The sequence below is a fragment of the Finegoldia sp. P2-F-LR genome (assembly GCF_052932265.1).
The window spans coordinates 16,664-36,268 of sequence record NZ_JBRFJF010000003.1 but is presented as its reverse complement, the minus strand read 5'-3'; the positions used below and the strand labels follow the sequence as shown (position 1 = coordinate 36,268).

The 19,605-nt window shown below is 29.7% G+C and carries 20 protein-coding genes and 1 pseudogene; all 21 read left to right on the top strand.

The genetic code is table 11. From position 1 onward, the window contains the following. Positions 1–3 precede the first annotated feature (3 nt). The 21 genes and pseudogenes from ACU68W_RS02535 to ACU68W_RS02435 all read left to right on the top strand — a co-directional run bounded on the left by ACU68W_RS02535 (position 4) and on the right by ACU68W_RS02435 (position 19,588). Complete coding sequence (locus ACU68W_RS02535; protein ID WP_446756058.1) at positions 4–1,461, top strand: ABC transporter ATP-binding protein; 1,458 nt, start codon at positions 4–6, stop codon at positions 1,459–1,461. Continuing rightward, positions 1,451–2,002 (top strand): sugar O-acetyltransferase, encoded by a 552-nt coding sequence (locus ACU68W_RS02530; protein ID WP_035112330.1) that lies wholly within the window; start codon positions 1,451–1,453, stop codon positions 2,000–2,002. The genes ACU68W_RS02535 and ACU68W_RS02530 overlap by 11 nt, the downstream gene beginning before the upstream one ends. 42 nt (positions 2,003–2,044) lie before the next feature. After that, positions 2,045–3,331, top strand: coding sequence for a glycosyltransferase (locus ACU68W_RS02525; RefSeq protein WP_110057755.1), 1,287 nt, complete (start codon positions 2,045–2,047; stop codon positions 3,329–3,331). Continuing rightward, positions 3,328–4,200 (top strand): sugar nucleotidyltransferase, encoded by an 873-nt coding sequence (locus tag ACU68W_RS02520; RefSeq protein ID WP_211305667.1) that lies wholly within the window; start codon positions 3,328–3,330, stop codon positions 4,198–4,200. The genes ACU68W_RS02525 and ACU68W_RS02520 overlap by 4 nt, the downstream gene beginning before the upstream one ends. Positions 4,201–4,215: 15 nt before the next feature. Next, positions 4,216–5,214: a dTDP-glucose 4,6-dehydratase gene (gene rfbB / locus ACU68W_RS02515; protein WP_035112325.1), complete on the top strand. Its 999-nt coding sequence runs from the start codon at positions 4,216–4,218 to the stop codon at positions 5,212–5,214. Then, the gene (gene rfbD / locus ACU68W_RS02510) at positions 5,211–6,146 is read left to right on the top strand and encodes a dTDP-4-dehydrorhamnose reductase (RefSeq protein ID WP_051484042.1); all 936 of its coding nucleotides are present in this window, start codon (positions 5,211–5,213) and stop codon (positions 6,144–6,146) included. Before rfbB ends, rfbD begins: the two co-directional genes overlap by 4 nt. Further along, positions 6,139–6,735, top strand: coding sequence for a dTDP-4-dehydrorhamnose 3,5-epimerase (gene rfbC, locus ACU68W_RS02505; protein WP_051484041.1), 597 nt, complete (start codon positions 6,139–6,141; stop codon positions 6,733–6,735). The genes rfbD and rfbC overlap by 8 nt, the downstream gene beginning before the upstream one ends. 67 nt (positions 6,736–6,802) lie before the next feature. Next, positions 6,803–7,141: pseudogene (locus ACU68W_RS02500) on the top strand (maltose acetyltransferase domain-containing protein); the annotation flags it as partial. Positions 7,142–7,153: 12 nt separating this feature from the next. Next, positions 7,154–7,354 (top strand): DapH/DapD/GlmU-related protein, encoded by a 201-nt coding sequence (locus ACU68W_RS02495; RefSeq protein WP_110057757.1) that lies wholly within the window; start codon positions 7,154–7,156, stop codon positions 7,352–7,354. 618 nt (positions 7,355–7,972) lie between these two features. After that, positions 7,973–8,383: a sigma-70 family RNA polymerase sigma factor gene (locus ACU68W_RS02490; RefSeq protein ID WP_035110847.1), complete on the top strand. Its 411-nt coding sequence runs from the start codon at positions 7,973–7,975 to the stop codon at positions 8,381–8,383. Positions 8,384–8,799: 416 nt separating this feature from the next. After that, positions 8,800–8,967 carry a hypothetical protein gene (locus ACU68W_RS02485; RefSeq protein ID WP_000332792.1) on the top strand — a complete coding sequence of 56 codons (168 nt, stop codon included), beginning with the start codon at positions 8,800–8,802 and terminating at the stop codon, positions 8,965–8,967. Between the two features lie 98 nt (positions 8,968–9,065). Beyond that, positions 9,066–10,784, top strand: a complete 1,719-nt coding sequence (locus tag ACU68W_RS02480) for a recombinase family protein (RefSeq protein ID WP_446756057.1) — start codon at positions 9,066–9,068, stop codon at positions 10,782–10,784. Continuing rightward, on the top strand, positions 10,777–12,519 hold the full coding sequence (locus tag ACU68W_RS02475; protein WP_446756056.1) for a recombinase family protein: 1,743 nt from the start codon (positions 10,777–10,779) through the stop codon (positions 12,517–12,519). The genes ACU68W_RS02480 and ACU68W_RS02475 overlap by 8 nt, the downstream gene beginning before the upstream one ends. Further along, positions 12,512–14,032, top strand: a complete 1,521-nt coding sequence (locus ACU68W_RS02470) for a recombinase family protein (RefSeq protein ID WP_446756055.1) — start codon at positions 12,512–12,514, stop codon at positions 14,030–14,032. The genes ACU68W_RS02475 and ACU68W_RS02470 overlap by 8 nt, the downstream gene beginning before the upstream one ends. 189 nt (positions 14,033–14,221) lie before the next feature. Further along, complete coding sequence (locus tag ACU68W_RS02465) at positions 14,222–15,025, top strand: KilA-N domain-containing protein (protein WP_022620611.1); 804 nt, start codon at positions 14,222–14,224, stop codon at positions 15,023–15,025. Between the two features lie 81 nt (positions 15,026–15,106). Then, positions 15,107–15,694, top strand: coding sequence for an ATP-binding cassette domain-containing protein (locus ACU68W_RS02460; RefSeq protein WP_446756054.1), 588 nt, complete (start codon positions 15,107–15,109; stop codon positions 15,692–15,694). Continuing rightward, the gene (locus tag ACU68W_RS02455) at positions 15,672–16,556 is read left to right on the top strand and encodes an ABC transporter ATP-binding protein (RefSeq protein ID WP_446756053.1); all 885 of its coding nucleotides are present in this window, start codon (positions 15,672–15,674) and stop codon (positions 16,554–16,556) included. The genes ACU68W_RS02460 and ACU68W_RS02455 overlap by 23 nt, the downstream gene beginning before the upstream one ends. After that, entirely contained in the window at positions 16,540–17,289 is a 750-nt protein-coding gene (locus tag ACU68W_RS02450; protein WP_446756052.1) for an ABC transporter permease, read from the top strand. Before ACU68W_RS02455 ends, ACU68W_RS02450 begins: the two co-directional genes overlap by 17 nt. A gap of 548 nt (positions 17,290–17,837) precedes the next feature. Continuing rightward, positions 17,838–18,743, top strand: coding sequence for an AEC family transporter (locus ACU68W_RS02445; RefSeq protein ID WP_275542321.1), 906 nt, complete (start codon positions 17,838–17,840; stop codon positions 18,741–18,743). Between the two features lie 106 nt (positions 18,744–18,849). Then, on the top strand, positions 18,850–19,320 hold the full coding sequence (locus ACU68W_RS02440) for a PTS sugar transporter subunit IIA (RefSeq protein WP_094223945.1): 471 nt from the start codon (positions 18,850–18,852) through the stop codon (positions 19,318–19,320). Beyond that, entirely contained in the window at positions 19,313–19,588 is a 276-nt protein-coding gene (locus ACU68W_RS02435) for a PTS sugar transporter subunit IIB (RefSeq protein WP_002838763.1), read from the top strand. The genes ACU68W_RS02440 and ACU68W_RS02435 overlap by 8 nt, the downstream gene beginning before the upstream one ends. Positions 19,589–19,605 lie beyond the last annotated feature (17 nt).

The window sequence follows — 19,605 nt, the reverse complement described above, 5'->3', positions numbered from 1 at the left end:
TACATGAATTCTGACAAAAAATGTTTAGAAAACATTAGCTTAGAGATAAAAAAGAACGAATGCATTTTATTTACAGGAGTTTCTGGGTGCGGAAAAACTAGCATTTTAAGGCTGATCAATGGATTGATACCTAATTTTTATTTTGGTGAATTAACTGGACAAGTATGTATAGATGATGAGAACATTACAAATATGGATATAAGAGACATATCTCGCAAAGTAAATTCTGTATTCCAAAATCCAAAAAGTCAATTTTTTAATGCCATAGTAGAAGACGAATTAGCATTTAAACCTGAAAATTATAATATGAATCCAAAAGATATTGTAAAGAATATAAAAGACATCTTGGAAAAATATAAGCTTAAAGACTTTCAAAAAAGAAATCTTTTTACACTATCAGGTGGAGAAAAGCAAAGAATATGTTGCTTAACTTCTGAAACCTTTCCAGCTGAAATTATTGTGTTGGATGAGCCATCATCTAATTTGGATGTTGACTCTATAGAGAAATTGAGAGAAATAATAACAAAATGGAAAAAAGAGGGAAAGACAATAATTATTGCAGAACATAGACTTTGGTATTTAATGGGTTTAGCTGATAGAGTTTATTATATGAAAGAGGGGAAAATAGAACGAACTTTCTCGGGAAATGAATTTGAAGATATCCCATATAAAGCTCTTAAAGAGATGGGACTAAGAAGTAATCAAAATCCTAAATTAAAGTTTTATAGCAGGATAGGGAATATTACGGATAACAAAGCAAACAAATATAAAAACAATAACCTAATACAAATAGACTATTTAAAGTTTAGAGTAAAAGAAAAAGAACTCTTAGATATTAAAAATATATTTTTACCAATGAATTCTATTATTGGTATAGTTGGATTAAATGGGGTAGGTAAATCAACTTTTATGAATTGCTTTTGCGGACTTGAGAAGAAATCTAAAGAGGTTATAAAAGTAGCAGGGATAAAGATGGATAAAAAACAAAGGTTAAAAAAAAGCTATATTGTTATGCAGGATGTTAATCACCAATTATTTACTGAAAGCGTAGAAGAGGAGATGAAGGTAAACTTATCTGCTAAGTATGCTGATGGTAAGTATATAGATATATTAAAGTCTTTAAATCTATATCATTTGCTAGAAAAACATCCTATGAGTTTGTCAGGTGGTCAAAAACAAAGGCTAGCTATTGCCACAGCTATGGTATCCGATAGAGACATTATTTTTTTTGATGAACCAACAAGTGGTTTGGATTATTACCATATGCAAGAGGTGGCAAAAAATATGTTGGAATTAAAGAAAGAAAGAAAGACAATTTTCATAATAACTCATGACTATGAATTAATAGAAGAATGTTGTGAGCATATTTTATGTTTCGATAATCAAAGTAAAAGAATTATAGGAAACTTTTCAGATGAGAAAATTACAAAATTATATTTAGGAGAAAAACATGGAAGTTAATAGTAATAAGTTTAATATAAACAAAAGAAAAGATCTTTTTAAAAAAATGCTTGAAGCTGAGGATTTTTGCTATGAGTATAATTCTATTAGACCATCAAAACTATCAGAGAGAAATAAAATGCTAAGAGAATTTTTAGGGGAAGTTAATGGGAATTTTTTGATATTTTCTCCATTTAAATGCGGTGTCGGAGAAAATATAAAACTGGGAAATAACGTTTTCATTGGAGGAAACTGTACAATATTAGATTTTGCAAGTGTTACGTTTGGAGATGATGTTTGGGTTGGAGCAAATTCTGGATTTTACACTTCGGGACATGATACTGATTCAATAAATAGAATAAATGGAGAAGGGTATGCGAATCCTATACAGATAGGGAATAATGTCTGGATAGGTGCTTCAGCAACAATTGTGTGCAGTTCAAAGAGTGGAATAGAAATAGGAGAAAACAGTATTATTGCTACGGGTAGCGTAATTAATAAAAATGTTCCTAGCAATGTGTTAGTAGCTGGTAATCCTTTTAGAGTAATACGACAATTATAAGAATAAAATATAAGGTAAATTTTTTCGTTAGGTGGTAAAATAATGAAAATAACAGCTTTTGCAATAGGGTCATATGGAGATTTTTTGCCAATTTTATCATTAGGCAAGGAATTAAAATCTCGAGGTCATCAAGTGACAATTGCTACATTCGAAGAGTTTAAGTCAGTATGTGAGGATAGTGACTTGATATTTAAAAAGATTTCTGGTAATTCCAAAGAACTAGTGAGTTTATTATTAGGAAATAGCAAGAACACACGCTCGGAAGGGATTGGCGGGATAGCATTTTTACTTAATAAATATCCAGAACTATTTATGCAATTTAATAGTGCGTGTATTGGTTCTGAGCTAATAATTTATACGTTGTTTGGAGCACTATCATATCATTTTGCAGAGAAATATAAAATACCTTTAGTTAGAAGTTTTGTATTTCCATTTGATCCAACAACAAAATTTTGTTCGCTTGTTAATAAAGCAAAGCGAAATAGTATTAGTAGTTATATTTGGTACTATAAGTGTTATATTTTTTTTAATATGGGTTCTTTATCCATTGTTAATGAATGGAGAAAAAAACTTGGTCTTAGTAAATGGAATATATTTAGAAGTTATAGGAATATGAACAGAAAGAAGATAATAACGTTGTATCAATATGACACTATTTTAGCTGAACGAGACAAGAACTGGTCTGAGCATATTTTTATTACTGGGGTGTGGCGAAATTTGTCATTAAATAGAACAAATAACGATAAAGAAAAAATAGATGATTTTTTTAAAAGAAATAAAAATATAGTTTATGTAGGTTTTGGCAGTATGGTATATGATGATATGAAAAAACTGTTCGAAATGGTTCTATGCAGTATTTTAGAATTGGATAAAGACATAAGCGTTGTAATATCGGGTTCAGATTTTAGTTTTATGGATACGATGAATGACGAAGATAAATTTAGAGTTTTATTGGTAGATTATATCGACTTTAATCAATATATGCATAAGTTTAGAGCAGCTATTCATCATGGTGGCAATGGTACGGTTCATTGTTGCCTTGAATTTGGAGTTCCACAATTAATATTTGCTTTTGGAGCGGATCAATTATTTTGGGGGCAACAATGTTATGAATTAGGTATAGGACCATCTCCTATATATGTCAAAAACAAATTGAATATGGATGAGATTAAGGAGAAGGTAAATGAATTAATAAATATGAAAAAATATAAAGAAAATTCTGAGAAATTAAAAAAATATATTACAAAAGACGGGGTAAAAGTAGCGGCTAATATAATTGAGAAAAAGTTTAAGGTTGGTAATAATAAAGACGAAAGGAGAAATAAGTGAAAGGTATAATTATGGCTGGAGGATTAGGCACTAGGCTTTATCCTTTCACGAAATATATTTCAAAACATTTGTTGCCAATTTATGATAAGCCACTAATATATTATCCATTAGCTGTATTAATGAAATCAAATATCCAGGAAATATTAATCATAACTAAAAAAGAAAATCTCAATGACTTTAAAAAAATTTTGGGAGATGGGACAAAAATAGGCATTAATATTCTATATAAAATCCAAGAAAAACCAAATGGAATAGCAGAAGCGTTCCTACTAGGAGAAGGCTTTATAGGGAATGAAAATGTTATGTTGATTTTAGGAGATAATATATTCATTGGAGATAATTTAGAACATAAAATTTTAAAATCCTGTAAAAAAGTTGATAAAGGTAAGTATGGTGCAGTAATATTTGCTTATGAAGTTACTGAACCAGAAAGATATGGAGTAATAAATTTTGATAAACTAGGAAATGCAGAATGTATTGAGGAAAAACCTTTAAATCCGAAATCTAATTTCTGTGTAACGGGTCTATATATATACAATAATAAAGTCATAGACTATGCAAAAAGATTAAAACCTTCGAAAAGAAACGAATTGGAAATAACTGACATAAATAACATATATTTAGACAAAAAGAATCTTCATGTTGAAATAATTGGAAACGAGAATTACTGGTTTGATGCTGGTACATTCGAAAGTTTGTATCTTGCAAATAAGAAGGTTAGAGATATGAAAATCAAAGGAAATATGGGAATCGCATGCATAGAGAACATTGCACATAAAAAAGGATGGGTTTCTAGAATGCCACTTAAAAAGGAAACATTCGAAACAGTAAATAGTGTTGAAAATCATATCGAAATGACACAAAAATAATAAAGGACTGTTAATATGGGCAAAACACATAAAATACTAATAACTGGAGGAGCAGGTTTTATTGGATCAAACTTCATAGATTATTATTTCAAGAATAAAAATCGTGGAGAACTAATATGTATAGATAAATTAACTTACGCTGGTAAATTAGATAATATTGAAAAGTTTTTAGAAAGAGATAATTTTAAATTCTATAAAGAAGATATCTGCAATAAAAACGCAATGCATCAAATTATAAGAAACGAAAAACCTGATATCATAATAAATTTTGCTGCCGAATCACATGTTGATAGGTCAATAGATTGTTCATCTGCTTTTTATAATTCAAATGTAGCGGGGACTATAAATTTAATGGATTGCGCATTAGTTAATTCTGTTAAGAGATTCCATCAAGTTTCAACCGATGAAGTTTATGGTGATTTAGGAAAATTAAATAAGAGTTTAAGATTTAATGAAACCTCTAAAATAAAACCATCTAATCCATATTCTGCTAGTAAGGCTTCAGCGGACTTGTTCGTACTATCTTATGCAAGAACCCATGGTTTGCCAATAACTATTAGTAGATGTTCAAATAATTATGGGCCTAAACAACATACAGAGAAGTATATACCCAAAATCATTACTAATATATTGCAAAACAAGAAAATACCAATCTATGGTAATGGAGAAAATATAAGAGACTGGATACATGTTTCAGATCATTGTGAAGCATTATACCGTATAATTACGGATGGAGAAATAGGATCAATATATAATATAGGCGCTGATAATGAAATAAGTAATTTAGAAATAGCTAAAATCATTTGCGAGATTTTCAACTACGGGGATTATCATATACATTTTGTAAATGATCGAAAAGGACATGATTATAGATATGGAATAGATGCTACTAAAATTAAAAAACAACTTAATTGGAAAGCTAAAACTCAGTTTAAAGAAGGAATAAAGTCAACAGTTGAATGGTATGTTAAAAATGAACAGTGGTGGAGAAAAAGAATTGGTGATAATGTATGAATGTATTGATAACAGGAGTTAATGGCTTATTAGGAAATGCTGTAGCAAAGATTGCTTTTAGAAATAATATTCATTGCATTGGGCTCGGAAGAAAAACACTAAATGTTCAAAATAATTGTGAATATTATTCTGCTGATATTACAAATTATTCTGCACTAGAAAAAATAATTAAATACTGCAAACCTGACACAATAATTCATTGTGCTGCGTTCACGGACGTAGATTTAGCAGAAAAAAAAGAATATAAAAATAAAGTTTATGAAATAAACGTTTCTGGGACAAAGAATATTGTAGATTTGTGCAAGAAGCATAGTATTAAATTGATATTTATTTCAAGTGATTATGTATTTTCTGGAGATACGGATATGCCCTGGAAAGAAGATACAATTATAGAAGGAAAGCCTAAAAATTCATATGGTGAAACTAAGCGAATAGCTGAAAGAATAATTTGGTCATCACTGAAAAGATATTATATAGTTAGAACCTCCTGGCTATTTGGGGAAGACAAAGACAATTTTGTAACGAATGTAATTAATAAAATCCTAATGTGTAAAGAAATCTTTGTATTAAAAAATCAAATAGGAACTCCTACATATACTTATGATCTTGCTAGTTGTCTTCTATCCATGGCTAAAACTGAAAAATATGGCGTATATCATGTTACCAATTCAGGCAAATATATTAGCAAGTATGAATTTGCACTTGAGATAAATTCATATTTAGAAAGAATTTCTGATAAAAATCTAAGGACCAAAATAGTTGCAGTCAATAGTTTGGATAAAAAAATATACGCAGATAGACCTAGTAATTGTAGATTAGAGATGAAAAACTTGGCTAACAGTGGGTTTAAAGAATTACCTCATTGGCAAGAATCTTTGCACAAGTTTATTGACGAAACTGTATATAAAAGAGTTGGAGTTAAGTATGATTGATATAATGAATAATTGTGGCGGCTTTGTTGGTTTGACATTGATTACACCAGAAATCTTCCAGGATAACAGGGGTAGTTTTACAGAAATATATAATAAAAGAGACTTAGAGGAGAATGGTTTTAATAAATTTTTTGTTCAAGATAATGAAGTTAAATCTAAAAAAGGTGTGTTACGAGGGCTACATTTTCAAAAAGAGCATCCACAAGGGAAATTAATTCTTGTCACCAAGGGAGAAATATTTGATGTAGCAGTAGATATAAGAAAGAGCTCAAAGACATTTGGAAAATGGTTTGGCATACTATTATCTGAAGAGAATAGAAAACAGTTATATATTCCGGAAGGTTTTGCCCACGGATATCTTGCATTAGAAAATGAAACTATAGTGCACTATAAATGTACGGAGTATTATTACCCCGCAAAACAATGTGGAATTATTTGGAATGATGAGGATATAAAAATAAAATGGAAAGGTTTGATTTATAATAGCGACCATCCTAACGAATCAAAATTAAAAGATGAGTCAAAGATTATATTGAGCCATAAAGATATCAATAACATGAGTTTTAGAAATCTATTTGATAAGGAGTAAGAGAATGAAAAGAGAGAATAATGCTGAAGGAATTATAAACAAAAAAATAAGTTGAGGAGAAGAATTTAATATTCATGATGACCACACTTTTTTTGGAGATTTGATTAAATCTGAAGAAATATGCCATGAATTTAACAATATACCAGCCTCTCACTTTGAGGAAAGGAAAAATATTCTGAAAAAATTTTTGGGAAAAGTCAATGGTGATTTTTTTATATTTTCGCCTTTAAAATGTGGAGTTGGGTATAATATTGAAATTGGCGACTTCGTAATAATCAACAGTAATTGTAGTTTATTAGATGGAGCAAAAATAATTTTTAAAAATAACATCTGGGTAGGCCCCAATTGTGGTTTTTATACTTCAGGACATAGACTAGATTCAAAAAAAAGATTAGATGGCTGTTGATATGCGAATCCGATTGTTGTCGAAGATAATGTATGGATAGGAGCAAATTCAATCATAGTTTGTGGTGAAAAGAAAGGTATAACCATTGGAACGAATAGCGTGATAGCAGCTAGAAGTGTTGTAACGAAAGATGTCCCTCCTAATATTTTAGATGGACTGTCGGAGCTGCTAAACTTGCGATTTCGAAGCCGTTATTTGATGTTACGCTTTTAAAGAGTTTATTTTTTAACTCAAAATCTCTTTTGAAGATTTCACCTAGGGTCGCATTTACAGCTTCTGCTGTTTTAGCTTCTATTTTTACTGTCAATTCAAATCAAGTTTTATACTCTGCTAATGTTAGTAAAACAGATTCTAAAGCCTTCTTGTTTTCTCTTATTATGGCCTGTTTGCGTGGGCTTTGATAGTTTTTTTCTAAGGTTCTTTTTTGTGTTTCGGTTATTCTAGAATTTATCCAATTATAGAGTATTTTTGTGCAGGGTAAAGATTCGAAGTATAGAAAAGCAGTTAGAGTATTTGAACAAGCATAGAAACTTGGAATAACTAATTAATAAAGAACAATATTTAAAGGTATTGAATAGAAAAAATTAGATTATTAATTGATTTAACTAAAAGAATGGAGGTAAAAGATGCAAAAAAATATAATTAAAATAAAGGCACCTTTTTTCTTCAGTTTATTCTGTTTGCAAACTAGATAATTTAGTTGAAAAATTAAATATAATTAACAATATTAGAAAGAGTTTCTTTCATTTTAGAGGACTTCTCATGCCTAAGTGCAGGAGCCCTCCTTTTTTGTCTAGAAAACAAAAATAAAAAAGGATGGAGGAAACTTAAATGTCAAAAGAATATTACCTCTATGTTGGTGGACAAAAAATCAAAGTAAGCGAGCAGATATATAAAGTCTACTGGCAAGAAAGAGAACATGCAAAATATTTAGAGCGAGTGGACAAGAAAAACCACTTGCTCTTTTTTTCTTCTCTGAATCATGATGGAAACTTTGAAGATAATATAGAAGATAAGAACGTTGATGTAGAAAAAATTGTAGCTACACAAATGATGATTGAAACACTAAAAAATGCTATATCAAAGTTAAATGATGAAGAACGGGAAATTATAGAAAGACTATATTTCAATGATGAAACACTTCGTGCAGTAGCAAAGACTAAAAATATTTCACATCCAGCTTTAATTAAAAAGCGAGATAAAATTTTAGAAAAACTAAAGAAATTTATAGAAGAACTATAAATTCTGGTTACCAAAGAGGGCAAATTTTCCTTTATAAAGTGAAGGGGAATTTTGTCCTCTTTTATATAAAAAAAGAAATTGAAAGAATTTTGAACCTTGACAACTGAATAGACCAAGACAGGACATTAACCATTTGTGGAGCTTTATAATTTCTTCGCCATGACATTTCTGCTGATAAGGATTTCGGTTTAAATAAATACTCTAGTTAAAAGAAGGATAAAAGAAAACGAGCGATAAAAAGAAATTATATATTCAGCCTAGGAAACTGATGCATTGAAGCAAATGGGGATAATGATACTTCTACAGTTGTTGCCGGCTCATCTTGAAAAGGGGCGGTGGTGAAATTCCAATGTCGTGACCTACACGCCTGTTAATGTCAAAAAACTTAAAGATATTGAAGATAAGGAGAAGATATTATGTGTGATGAACATAATATAAATACAGAAATGAAAACAGATAAAAAAGATAAACAGATGATAAATCAAATTGATGGTTGGAATATAGAAGTTAAATTTAATGAAAATGGATTTAGTTTAGAAAATTTAGTAGAGGAATACATCAAAGAAAAATTTTCTGTCTATTAGGGGCTGACAAAAAATATAAGGAGCGTTATAATATTTTTGTGGAAGCCTAACCTTGGTTCGATTTATTGTATGTAAATTGAATTAAAGGAGGCTTTTTTATGTTTAAAAACAATTTAGCAAAAGAAAATTTGGCAGTTATGTATTTAAGATTATCAAAAGAAGATGGCGAAAAAACAGAAAGTAACTCTATATCCAATCAAAGAGAAATTATAAACTCTTATGCAAGAAAAAATCAAATTACAATGATCAAAGAGTATGTTGATGATGGATATTCAGGTGCAAATTTTGATCGTCCCAATTTTAAAGAAATGATAAATGCTGCCTATGATAGAAAGTTCAATACAATTATTGTAAAGGACTTATCAAGATTCGGAAGAGATTATATAGAAGCTGGAAAATATATTCAAAGAATATTTCCGGAAAATGGTATAAGATTTATATCAGTAAATGACAATTACGATAGTAAAAGTGCAGATATAAACGATACACATCTTATACTTCCTATAAAAAACTTCATCAATGATAGTTATTGCCGAGATATTTCCAATAAGGTAAAAAGCTCTCAAAAGATAAAAAGAGAAAAAGGAGACTTTATCAGTGCTTTTGCACCTTATGGATATAAAAAGTCTGAGGAGAATAAAAACAAGTTAGTGATTGATAAAGATATATCGGATATTATCAAAAATATATTTGATATGAAACTCTTGGGATATTCCTCAAAGGCAATTGCAGATGAACTAAATCATTTAGGAGTTTTAACTCCAAGAAAATATAAAGAAAGTCAAGGATTTAAGTGTAATGGATTTCAAAATACAAAAGGTGGAAATTGGTCAGCAAAGACAGTAAATAGAATTATAGAAAATGAAGTATATATTGGAAATACCTTACAAGGAAAGAGTGTTACTTTAAGTTACAAAAATAAAAAGCAGATAGAAAAAGAGAAAGAAGAATGGATAAGAGTAGAAAATACCCATGAATCAATTATAAGTAAAGAAGTTTTTACTATTGCAAATACTATGTTAAAAAGAGATTTGAATAACTCTCGTGGAAAGGACAAAATTGATATTTTTACAGGAATGCTTTTTTGTAAAGAATGTGGAAGTTCTTTGATTAGAAGGACTGTAAAGTATAAAAAAAGAGAAGAGATATTCTATATCTGTTCAAAGTACAACAAGGAAAAATCTTGCACAAGACACAGCATAAAAGAAGAAACCTTGATAAAAGCAGTATCTAAAATAATGAAGTCCTACATTGAATTTAATGAAAATCTATATTCTAAAGTTCAGCGTATAGATATAAATAAAAATTTGAAAGACAATCAAATTCCTATACTAAAACGAGAAAAAGCAATGACAGAAGAACTCTTATCTTCTCTATACCTTGACCTAAAAGAAGATGTTATTAGTAAAGAAGAATATCAACTTTTTAGAAAAAACTATACAGAGAAACTGACTAAATTAGATGAAAGTATCGAGTATAGATTGAAAAAACAGGAATATACTAAGGAGAAGATTGACAAAAATAAGAGTTGGATCATCGACATTAACAAGTATAAAAATTTATCTGAAATAGATAGATTGTCTGTTGTGATGCTTATTGATAAAATTTTTATTTCTGAAGATAAGACGATAGATGTTAGGTTTAATCATACTGAAGAATTGTCTTTACTTGAAGAAATGACAAAAATGGATAAGTCTGACATTAAAGCTAACACTATAAAAAAGAAAAGTATCGATAAAAGCAGGAAGTCAAAAACTATACCCACTGTTATGAATAAAAGTCTTGTAAGCGCTGAAAGTGAGGTATGCTATGGCTAGAACAAAAAATAGGCATATATCACAATCAGAAAAAGAAGTTGGAAAAGTGATTGAAAAAATATACACTGCCGGTATTTATGCTAGATTATCACAGGAAAGAAAGGAAGCTTACAGGGATAAAAGTAATTCACTTGAAATGCAGGAAGAACTTTGTATAAATGCTGCAAAAGAAAAAGATATAAAGATTTTAAGAGTATACAAGGACTATGAATATTCTGGAACAAATTTTAAAAGACCTGCATTTATTGAAATGATGGAAGATATCCGAACAGGCAGGATAAATTGTATCATAGTAAAAGATATGTCAAGGTTTGGTAGAGAGTATTTAGAAATCGCAAACTATATCGAAAAAGTATTTCCATTTTTGGGAGTTCGATTTATTTCCGTAAATGATAATCTGGATACTAAAGACGGTATAAAATCAGATCAGAGTTATGAAATAGCAATAAAAAATATCTTCAATGATTTATACGCAAAAGATATTTCAAAGAAAATAAAAGCCTCTAAAGAAATAAAAATGAAACAAGGGTCTTTTATAGGAGCAATGGCTCCGTATGGCTATAAGGTTGATAAAATTGATGGTAAAAGAGTTCTGGTGATGGACGAACAGGCAGCAGATGTAGTAAGACTTATCTTTTATATGGCAAGTCAAAGAAAATCCAATATGCAAATAGCAAGAGAATTGACTAAAACATATACGACACCTGATGAATATAAAAGAACAGGTAAAATTTTTAAGGATAAAGAAGATACAAAACAATGGGATATTTCTTATATATCAAAAATGCTTTCTGATGAAGTATATATTGGGAATTTGATTCAAAGAGTATACTCAAATAGACATGATCCAAGTAGGAAAAGTAAGTTTCGTGATAAAGAAGAGTGGATTATAACAGAGAACACCCACGAAGGGTTAATAGACAAAACTACATTTGAAAATATCAGAGAGATAAAGGAGAAAAAACAAAACTATCTACCTTACCATTCACTGAAAAACATAATAAAAGACGGAAAAGAAAATGTTGGAGTAAAAATTCAAAGAGATTATAAAAAAGAAGGAAAGTATGACGGCCTCATACAATGCAGTGTTTGTGGTAGAAATTTGAAAAAACAATATGGACCACGAGGACTGAAATATCATGATGAGATTTGCTATTGCTATTATTGTAAAGGTGGAGACAGATTAAAATTAGAAAAATCTCATGTCAGAATATATGAAACAGACCTAGACAAAATTTTAGTAGATACCTTTAAAAGACTGTTTTCAAGCTTTTATAAAAAGGATAAAAGATTACAACTAAAAATATATTTAGAAAATATAAGTGCTGAAAAGATAAATCAAGTTTCTATAAAAACAGATGTAAATAATAAAAAGATTGCTTCTCTTAGGATCAATCTACAAGAACAATATGAAAACTATGTTAAAGGAGATGTTCTTTTAAGTGATTTTAAAATAGAAAGTAAAAAAATAAATAATCAAATAAAAACCTTAAAAAATGAATTAAAAGTTTTTGATGAAAGAATAAGAAATATAAAAAAGAAAAAAAGAGAAATTATAGAATTTATAGATGTACTATTTTGCTGCTTGGATGCTAAAAGTATAGAAGTTGATAAAGAATTGGTCGATACATTAATTAACCATATAGAAATATCAGAGTATAAGCAGGTTACCATATATTTTAAGTTTAAACTTGATAAAGATGTGGGAAAGCAGTTGGAGGTAGAGCATGAATAAGATAGCTATATATTTAAGACTTTCTGAAGAAGATTATCACAAAGTAGATGAAAGTGTAAGTATAGTAAATCAAAGAGATTATATAAAAAGCTACATTCAAAATGAATCATCTTTAAAAAGTTGTGAAATAGAAGAATATGTAGATGATGGATATTCTGCCACTAATACAAATAGACCTTCATTTTTAAGGCTTATTGAGGATATAAAGATTGGTAAAGTAGGAACTATAATTGTAAAAGATATGTCTAGGTTTTCAAGAGATTATATTTTGCTTGGGGATTACTTAAGCAATATATTACCATTTCTAAAAATACGATTTATTGCTATTAATGACAACTATGATTCTTTAAAAGAACAAGGTAATGGCTTAGATACAGATACACAGTTTAAGACATTGTATTATGATTTATTCAGTAAGGAATTATCTGAAAAGGTAAGAAGTTCTATTAGGCAAATTAAATCGCAGGGGAAAAATATAAATTGGGCAGCACCTTTTGGATATATTAAAGATCCTAAAGATAAACATAGTATCATCATTGATGAAAAAACAGCTTTTATAGTTAAAGAAGCTTTTGATTTATTGCTAAAAGGATATTCCTGTATTCAAGTGGCTAATATATTTAATGAAAAAGGTTATATTACACGCTCTGAACGAAAAGAAGAACTGAAACTTTCTGATTATACTGGAAATTTAATTACTGGAAGTGAGGTAAAGAAAAGAGTTTGGACAAATGCAGCTATCTCACAGATTACAAGGAACGAACTATATACAGGAGATTATGTATATAATAAATTCAAAGAAACAAAAATAGGTGGAAGAAAAAGAATTTTACTTCCTGAAGAGGAGTGGAAAATACTTCCAAATACCCATGAAGCGATTATTTCAAGAGAAGTGTTTGATAAGGTTAAGAAAATAAAAGAAAAACGAAGTTTTGGGGGATATACAGGAAACAAAAATCGTTCTATTTTTTCTGATAAGATTTTTTGTAAAGAATGTGGTAGACATATGAGTTTACGATGTGACAGTAGACAAAAGAAGAATTCAGATAAAATATACAAGTATAAAAGTTATTATTGTAATTTATGTAAAGCTGAGAAAACACCAAACAATATCAAAGAGAAAGATATTATTGAACTTATAAAACCCAAATTAAAAGATTTTAAGATACAAAACACATTAAATAAAGAGAAAGTTATAGAACACAAGAATGTAAAAGAAGAGATTTTAAAGGAAATATCCATATTAAACAGCAATTTACAAATCATCTATGAAAACTATAAAAAGAAAAATATTTCGAAAGAGGAGTATCTAAAGGAAAAAACTTTTATCAAAGATAAAAAGATATTATTGGAGAGTAAGTTGGAAGAATTGAAGTCAGAGAAGATTGATTCAAGGAAAGAAATGGATATTACAGTCTTAGACGAAGAAAGTTTATTGAAGGCTTATTTAGACAATAAAATTGATAAGATAATTGTATCAAGAAGTGGAGAAATAGAAATTGTAGAAATATAGATGGATAGTATTAAAAGTAACTCATAATCTCGCCAACTTTAATTTTAATACGCCAAAATGTAAATAATGACGAGAAAATTTGCGGAAATAAATAGTACTGTTTACTATGAGTTGATAGGGTAAATATTTAGGAACAAACAAAAAAATGATATAATTATAGTTAAAATGAGATATTGTGAGGTGATTTTTGTGTCTAAAATAAATGTGGAAGGATCAGAAATTAGCATTATTGCCATAGATAATAGAGATTATATTTCTTTAACCGACATGGTTAGAAATGTTGAAAATGGTGTGGCACTGATAGAAAAATGGCTAAGGAATAAAAATACAATTGAATTTTTAGGAATATGGGAAGAAATGTATAATGCGAATTTTAATTCCACCGAATTCGAGGGAATTAAAAATGAAGCAGGTTTTAATCGTTTTATTTTATCGGTTAAACAATGGGTCAATAAGACGAATTCTATCGGAATTATTGCCAAAGCAGGAAGATATGGTGGAACATATGCACATAAAGACATAGCTTTTGAATTTGCGTCGTGGGTATCACCTTATTTTAAGCTCTATCTTATTAAAGAGTTTGAGCGCTTAAAAGAAGAAGAACAAAAACAATTAGGTTGGGATATCAAGAGGAATTTAGCTAAGATAAATTACAAAATTCATACAGATGCAATTAAGAATAATCTTGTCCCTGAAAAATTATCAAAGGAAAGAATAAACTATATCTATGCAAGTGAAGCAGATATATTAAATGTAGCTTTGTTTGGAATGACAGCAAAAGAATGGCGTGAAAGTAATCCGGAGTTAAAAGGAAATATGAGAGACTATGCTGATATATCACAATTAGTGTGTTTATCAAATCTTGAGAACTTAAATGCTGTTTTTATAAATGAGGGAATGGATGCAACTGAAAGGATAGAAAAATTAAATGCAATTGCTATTGAACAAATGAGGATTCTAACAGAAAGTGAACGTATAAAAAAGTTAAAATAAAAGTTTTGTATATAAATTAGGCGATAGAAATATCGTCTAATTTTATGTAACAATTGCTTGACATTGTAGGGTAAATCGACATTGCTAAAAATTTTGGCAAATATTTTATCAAATACTTCTGGAAATCTGTACCTAAATGAAAGTGAGTACTCAATTCATAAGAACATATCGCAGATGATTTCTTTTGTATCCCAAGAAACATTTATATTCAACGATACATTGAAAAATAACATTACCTTATACAACGAGTATTCTGATGAAGAAACAAATAAAGCAATAGAATTCTCTCTGCTCGATAGTTTAAAAGACAGAAAGATGAACGAAAATTCAAACTTGCAGGATACCTTGTCAGGTGGTGAAAGGAAGAAAATTGGTCTTGCAAGAGCAATTCTTAATGATACAGATGTAATTCTATTAGACGAATTGAACTCGTCTCTTGATTCTACTAGTTCAAAAATTTTAGAGGATAGAATTTTTGATTTGAAAGACAAAACCATCGTCATGGTTACTCATAAGATTAATTATCATAATTTAGTTAAAGCAGATGAAATAATCTGCATGGATGATGGAGAGATTGTAGAAAACGGAAACTTGGAAGAATTATTGGAAAAACAGGGTTATTTTTATAGAAATTTTGGAGAATTATATGGAAAATATTTTAGAGATTAATAATTTAAGGAAGTCTTACAAAGATGTGTTGATTTTAGATGATGTGAATTTTAGTCTTAAACCTAAAGAGATTGTGGGTTTAGTAGGGACAAATGGAGCAGGGAAAACAACTTTGATGAAGACGATATTGGGATTTATTTTTAAAGATAGTGGCGAGGTAAAATTTTTAAACGATCAATCTTATAGCAATAAACATGAATTAATGAGTAAGATAGGATTTTTGGTCGACACAAGACTTTATGAGAATTTAACAGCAGAGGAAAATATTCAAATTCAAATTCTTTACAGAAATTTGAAAAATGAAAAAGAAACTTGGGATAGAGCTAACTATTTATTAGAACTTGTGGGGCTAAAAGGTGTCAAGAAAAAGGTGTCTGATTATTCGTTTGGGATGAAACAAAGACTAAGTCTAACTTTGGCGCTACTTGGAGATGTGAAGTTGCTTATATTAGATGAGCCGTTTGTTGGACTTGATCCGAACGGTATAAATGGGGTGAAGAAATTTATTAAAGAGATTGTTGAAAAAGAAGAGATTGCACTTCTGATTTCTTCGCATCAAATGAAGGAAATAGACGAATTATGTGATAGGTTTTTATTCTTGGAAAACAAAAAGATAAGAAATCACAACTTAAACAAAGAAAAAATGTTTATAATAGAAATTTCAAACAAAACACCAAACTTAGAAATAAATGACAAGAACATTGTCTTAAAAGACAATAAAATACTTGTAAGTGATAAAAATCAATTAAACAAAACCTTTAAGATATTGGCGGATAAAAATATTGAGATAAAGGACATTTTAATTGAATCTGATTCTATAAACAAGTTATTTGATGAGGTGCAAAATGAAAAAAATAGTTAAAGCAGAATTATTCAAGCTTAAAAAGAGCAAGGCTTTCTTGTTGATTTTATTATTGAATCTTGTTTCCATATTATATGGAGCTGGTGTTAAATTTGGATGGAGTTTTGTGACTTTTAAAGGTCAATTTGACATATGCAGATACGTATTTTCAATATGGCAATTGTACTTCATATTGGGAGTTCCAATGATAATTTTGATGTATGCTGGATCGAAAATTTTAGGAGATGAAATTCAAAAAGGTCAAATCATTCTGGAAGTAGCTCCTGTAGCAGACAGAAAAAAACTTATCTGCGGGAAATTTATATCTATGATTTGCATGACTCTTTTTTATTTCATCACTAATATAGCATTCAATGTTTTAGCTTATTTAATTTTTGTGAAGGGGACAAATTATGCTGTAAGTGGCAATTTGTTTACTAAAGATAACTTCGAGATTTTAGTTCAAGTATTGTTTGGGTTTTTAGAAGTTTATTTTATGGTAATCTCGGCGATGTTAGTTTCCATCGATAAAGGAGCGATAATCGGAACATTAAGTTCGATGGGGTTATATGTTGTTACATCGCTATTAACCAGAGCGAAAACAATAGACAAGTTTATCATAGGATATTTTAATTTAAAATCAGATAATGTCATAAATCCAGAAACTATAATGATTCAATTAGTCGTATTCGCAGTATGTATAAGTTTAATAATTTATATTTCTGTTCGAAAATTTAGACAGAAAGATTTATAGTAAATAATTAATAACACATCAATCCATTGCATTAAATTTTATTCAAAGATTTATGCGATGGATTTTTTGATGAGTGATGTTGTTTTTTTGATTGGAGCTGGGGTGTGTAGTAAGAGGTGACTTCAGAAAACAAAAGCAGAAAACTAATCTTTACAAGAAATTTGATATTACAAAACAAAAAACATCGTAAAGGAGCGAATCATTCGAAAAAAATTGTTTTAAATTCAATCGAAGAAATCCGTCCAAAATTTGACCGCGTAAGCGAAGCGTGCTTCAAATTTTAGGATTTCGAGATTAGAATTTATCAATTTTTGTAGACAGATGAGCGATTTACGAGTTTTTGTGGTTTTATTCGTTCGTAGTCTAGATATTCGTGCAAACTGGTTTTCTGCTTTCTTTTTTTATGAAACTACCTACTACAATCAATCCCTCATTTCACGCATAAACTCCCTAAACTACTACTAGAAATTTTTCACAATGATGGTATAATAAAATAATTGAGTATTAAGGAGTGGTTTTTTATTTTTTTAGTTACGTTGCAGCAGATTTTGATTATGTTTGTGTTCATGGCGATGGGCTACATTTTTGCGAAAACGGGGTTTTTCAGTAGAGAAACTATCAGAGAAATGACTGGGTTTGTAATGTATGTTGTGGGGTCAAGTGTTATTATCAACGCGTTTAATAGACCTGTTACGCCAGTGCTTTTGAATAATTTTGGTATGACTGCCTTTGCTGCGGTGGTTTTGATGGGTTCATCTATTTTGATTTCTCATTTTTTGTTCAAATTCGATAGATTTTCTAAGAACGAAAACATAAGTACGTACAAGTTTGCATCTGTGTATAGCAATTGTGGTTTCATGGGGATTCCTTTGATTGAAGCATTGCTTGGTGCTGATGGAACTTTTTTTGCAATTCCTTATTTGGCGGTGTTCAATATTTTGTTGTGGAGTCACGGGATTGGTTTGTACGAAATGACTGGAAACGGGAAAATTCAATGGAATAAGGTCGTGAAAAATCCATGTATTATTTCTTCTGTTTTGGGGTTTGTTTTGTTTTTCTTCGGAGTAATTTACAAAATGCCGAATGTTGTGACAAAACCTGTTTATTATTTGGCTAGTATGAATACTCCTCTTAGTATGATAATTATCGGCGCAAATTTCGTGAGTATTACTGAGCCCTTTCACAGGGATAAAATGGCGTGGGAAGTTTCTTTTATCAGAAATATTTTGTTTCCTTTGATTTATATCGCAATTTTGTTAATTATTCCGATGAAAACAGATGCAAAGATTGCGACGTTGGCGATGGCATCAGCTCCTATTGCAGGTGTGAGTGTGCTTTTCTGTTTGATGTTTAATAAATCTACGGATTTTCCTTCTAGGGCTTTGTGTTTGTCGACGATATTTTCGGTGGTGACTTTGCCGGTAATAATTTTGATTGGTAGTTTAATCCTTTAAATTGGCAAAATTTTTTGAAACGCATATATAATCTAATGTGAATATATGGTAAAATAAGGTTAACAATACTTTTGTTAATCAATATTTTTTGTAAAGAGGTGATAGTTTGAGCGATTTAATAAAAAAAGAATTGATACGAATTGAAGATCATGCAAATGATTGGAAGGATGCAATAAGAATTGCAGCAAAAAGTTTGTTGGATAATGATTACATTAATGAACAATATGTAGAAGACATGATAAAAAGCGTTGAGGATGCTGGCCCATACATTGTGCTTGCTCCGAACATTGCAGTTCCTCACGCACGACCAAACAGCAATGTAGACAAAATGGCTATTAGTTTGACAAAATTAAATGAGCCTGTAAATTTTAGAAACGATGAAGAAGATGAAGACAACTGGGTTAGAATTTTGTTCTGCTTAGCAGCTGTGGATTCTTCATCACACATTGTAGCACTTCAACAGTTGGCAGTGCTTTTGGATTCGGACGAAATCACAGATGAGCTTATCGACGCAAAATCTGAGGACGAAATGTTGGATATTATTAATAAAAAATTAGAGGAGGGAAATGATGATTAATATTGTTACTGTATGTGGTAATGGAATTGGAAGTAGTCTTCTTTTGAAAATGAAGGTGGAAGCTATTTGCAAGGAAATGGGAATTGAAGCGAACGTTGAATCTTGTGATTCTAACGCAGCAGTAGGAAAAGGCGCTGACCTTTTTGTAACTGTTAAGGAATTTAAGTCGATTTTTTCAGACGATCAAAAAGTAGCCATAGTAAAAAGCTACACAAATAGAAAGAAAATCGAAGAAGATTTAGTTCCTGTATTAGAAGAATTCAAATAAAATAATTTAAAAAATTA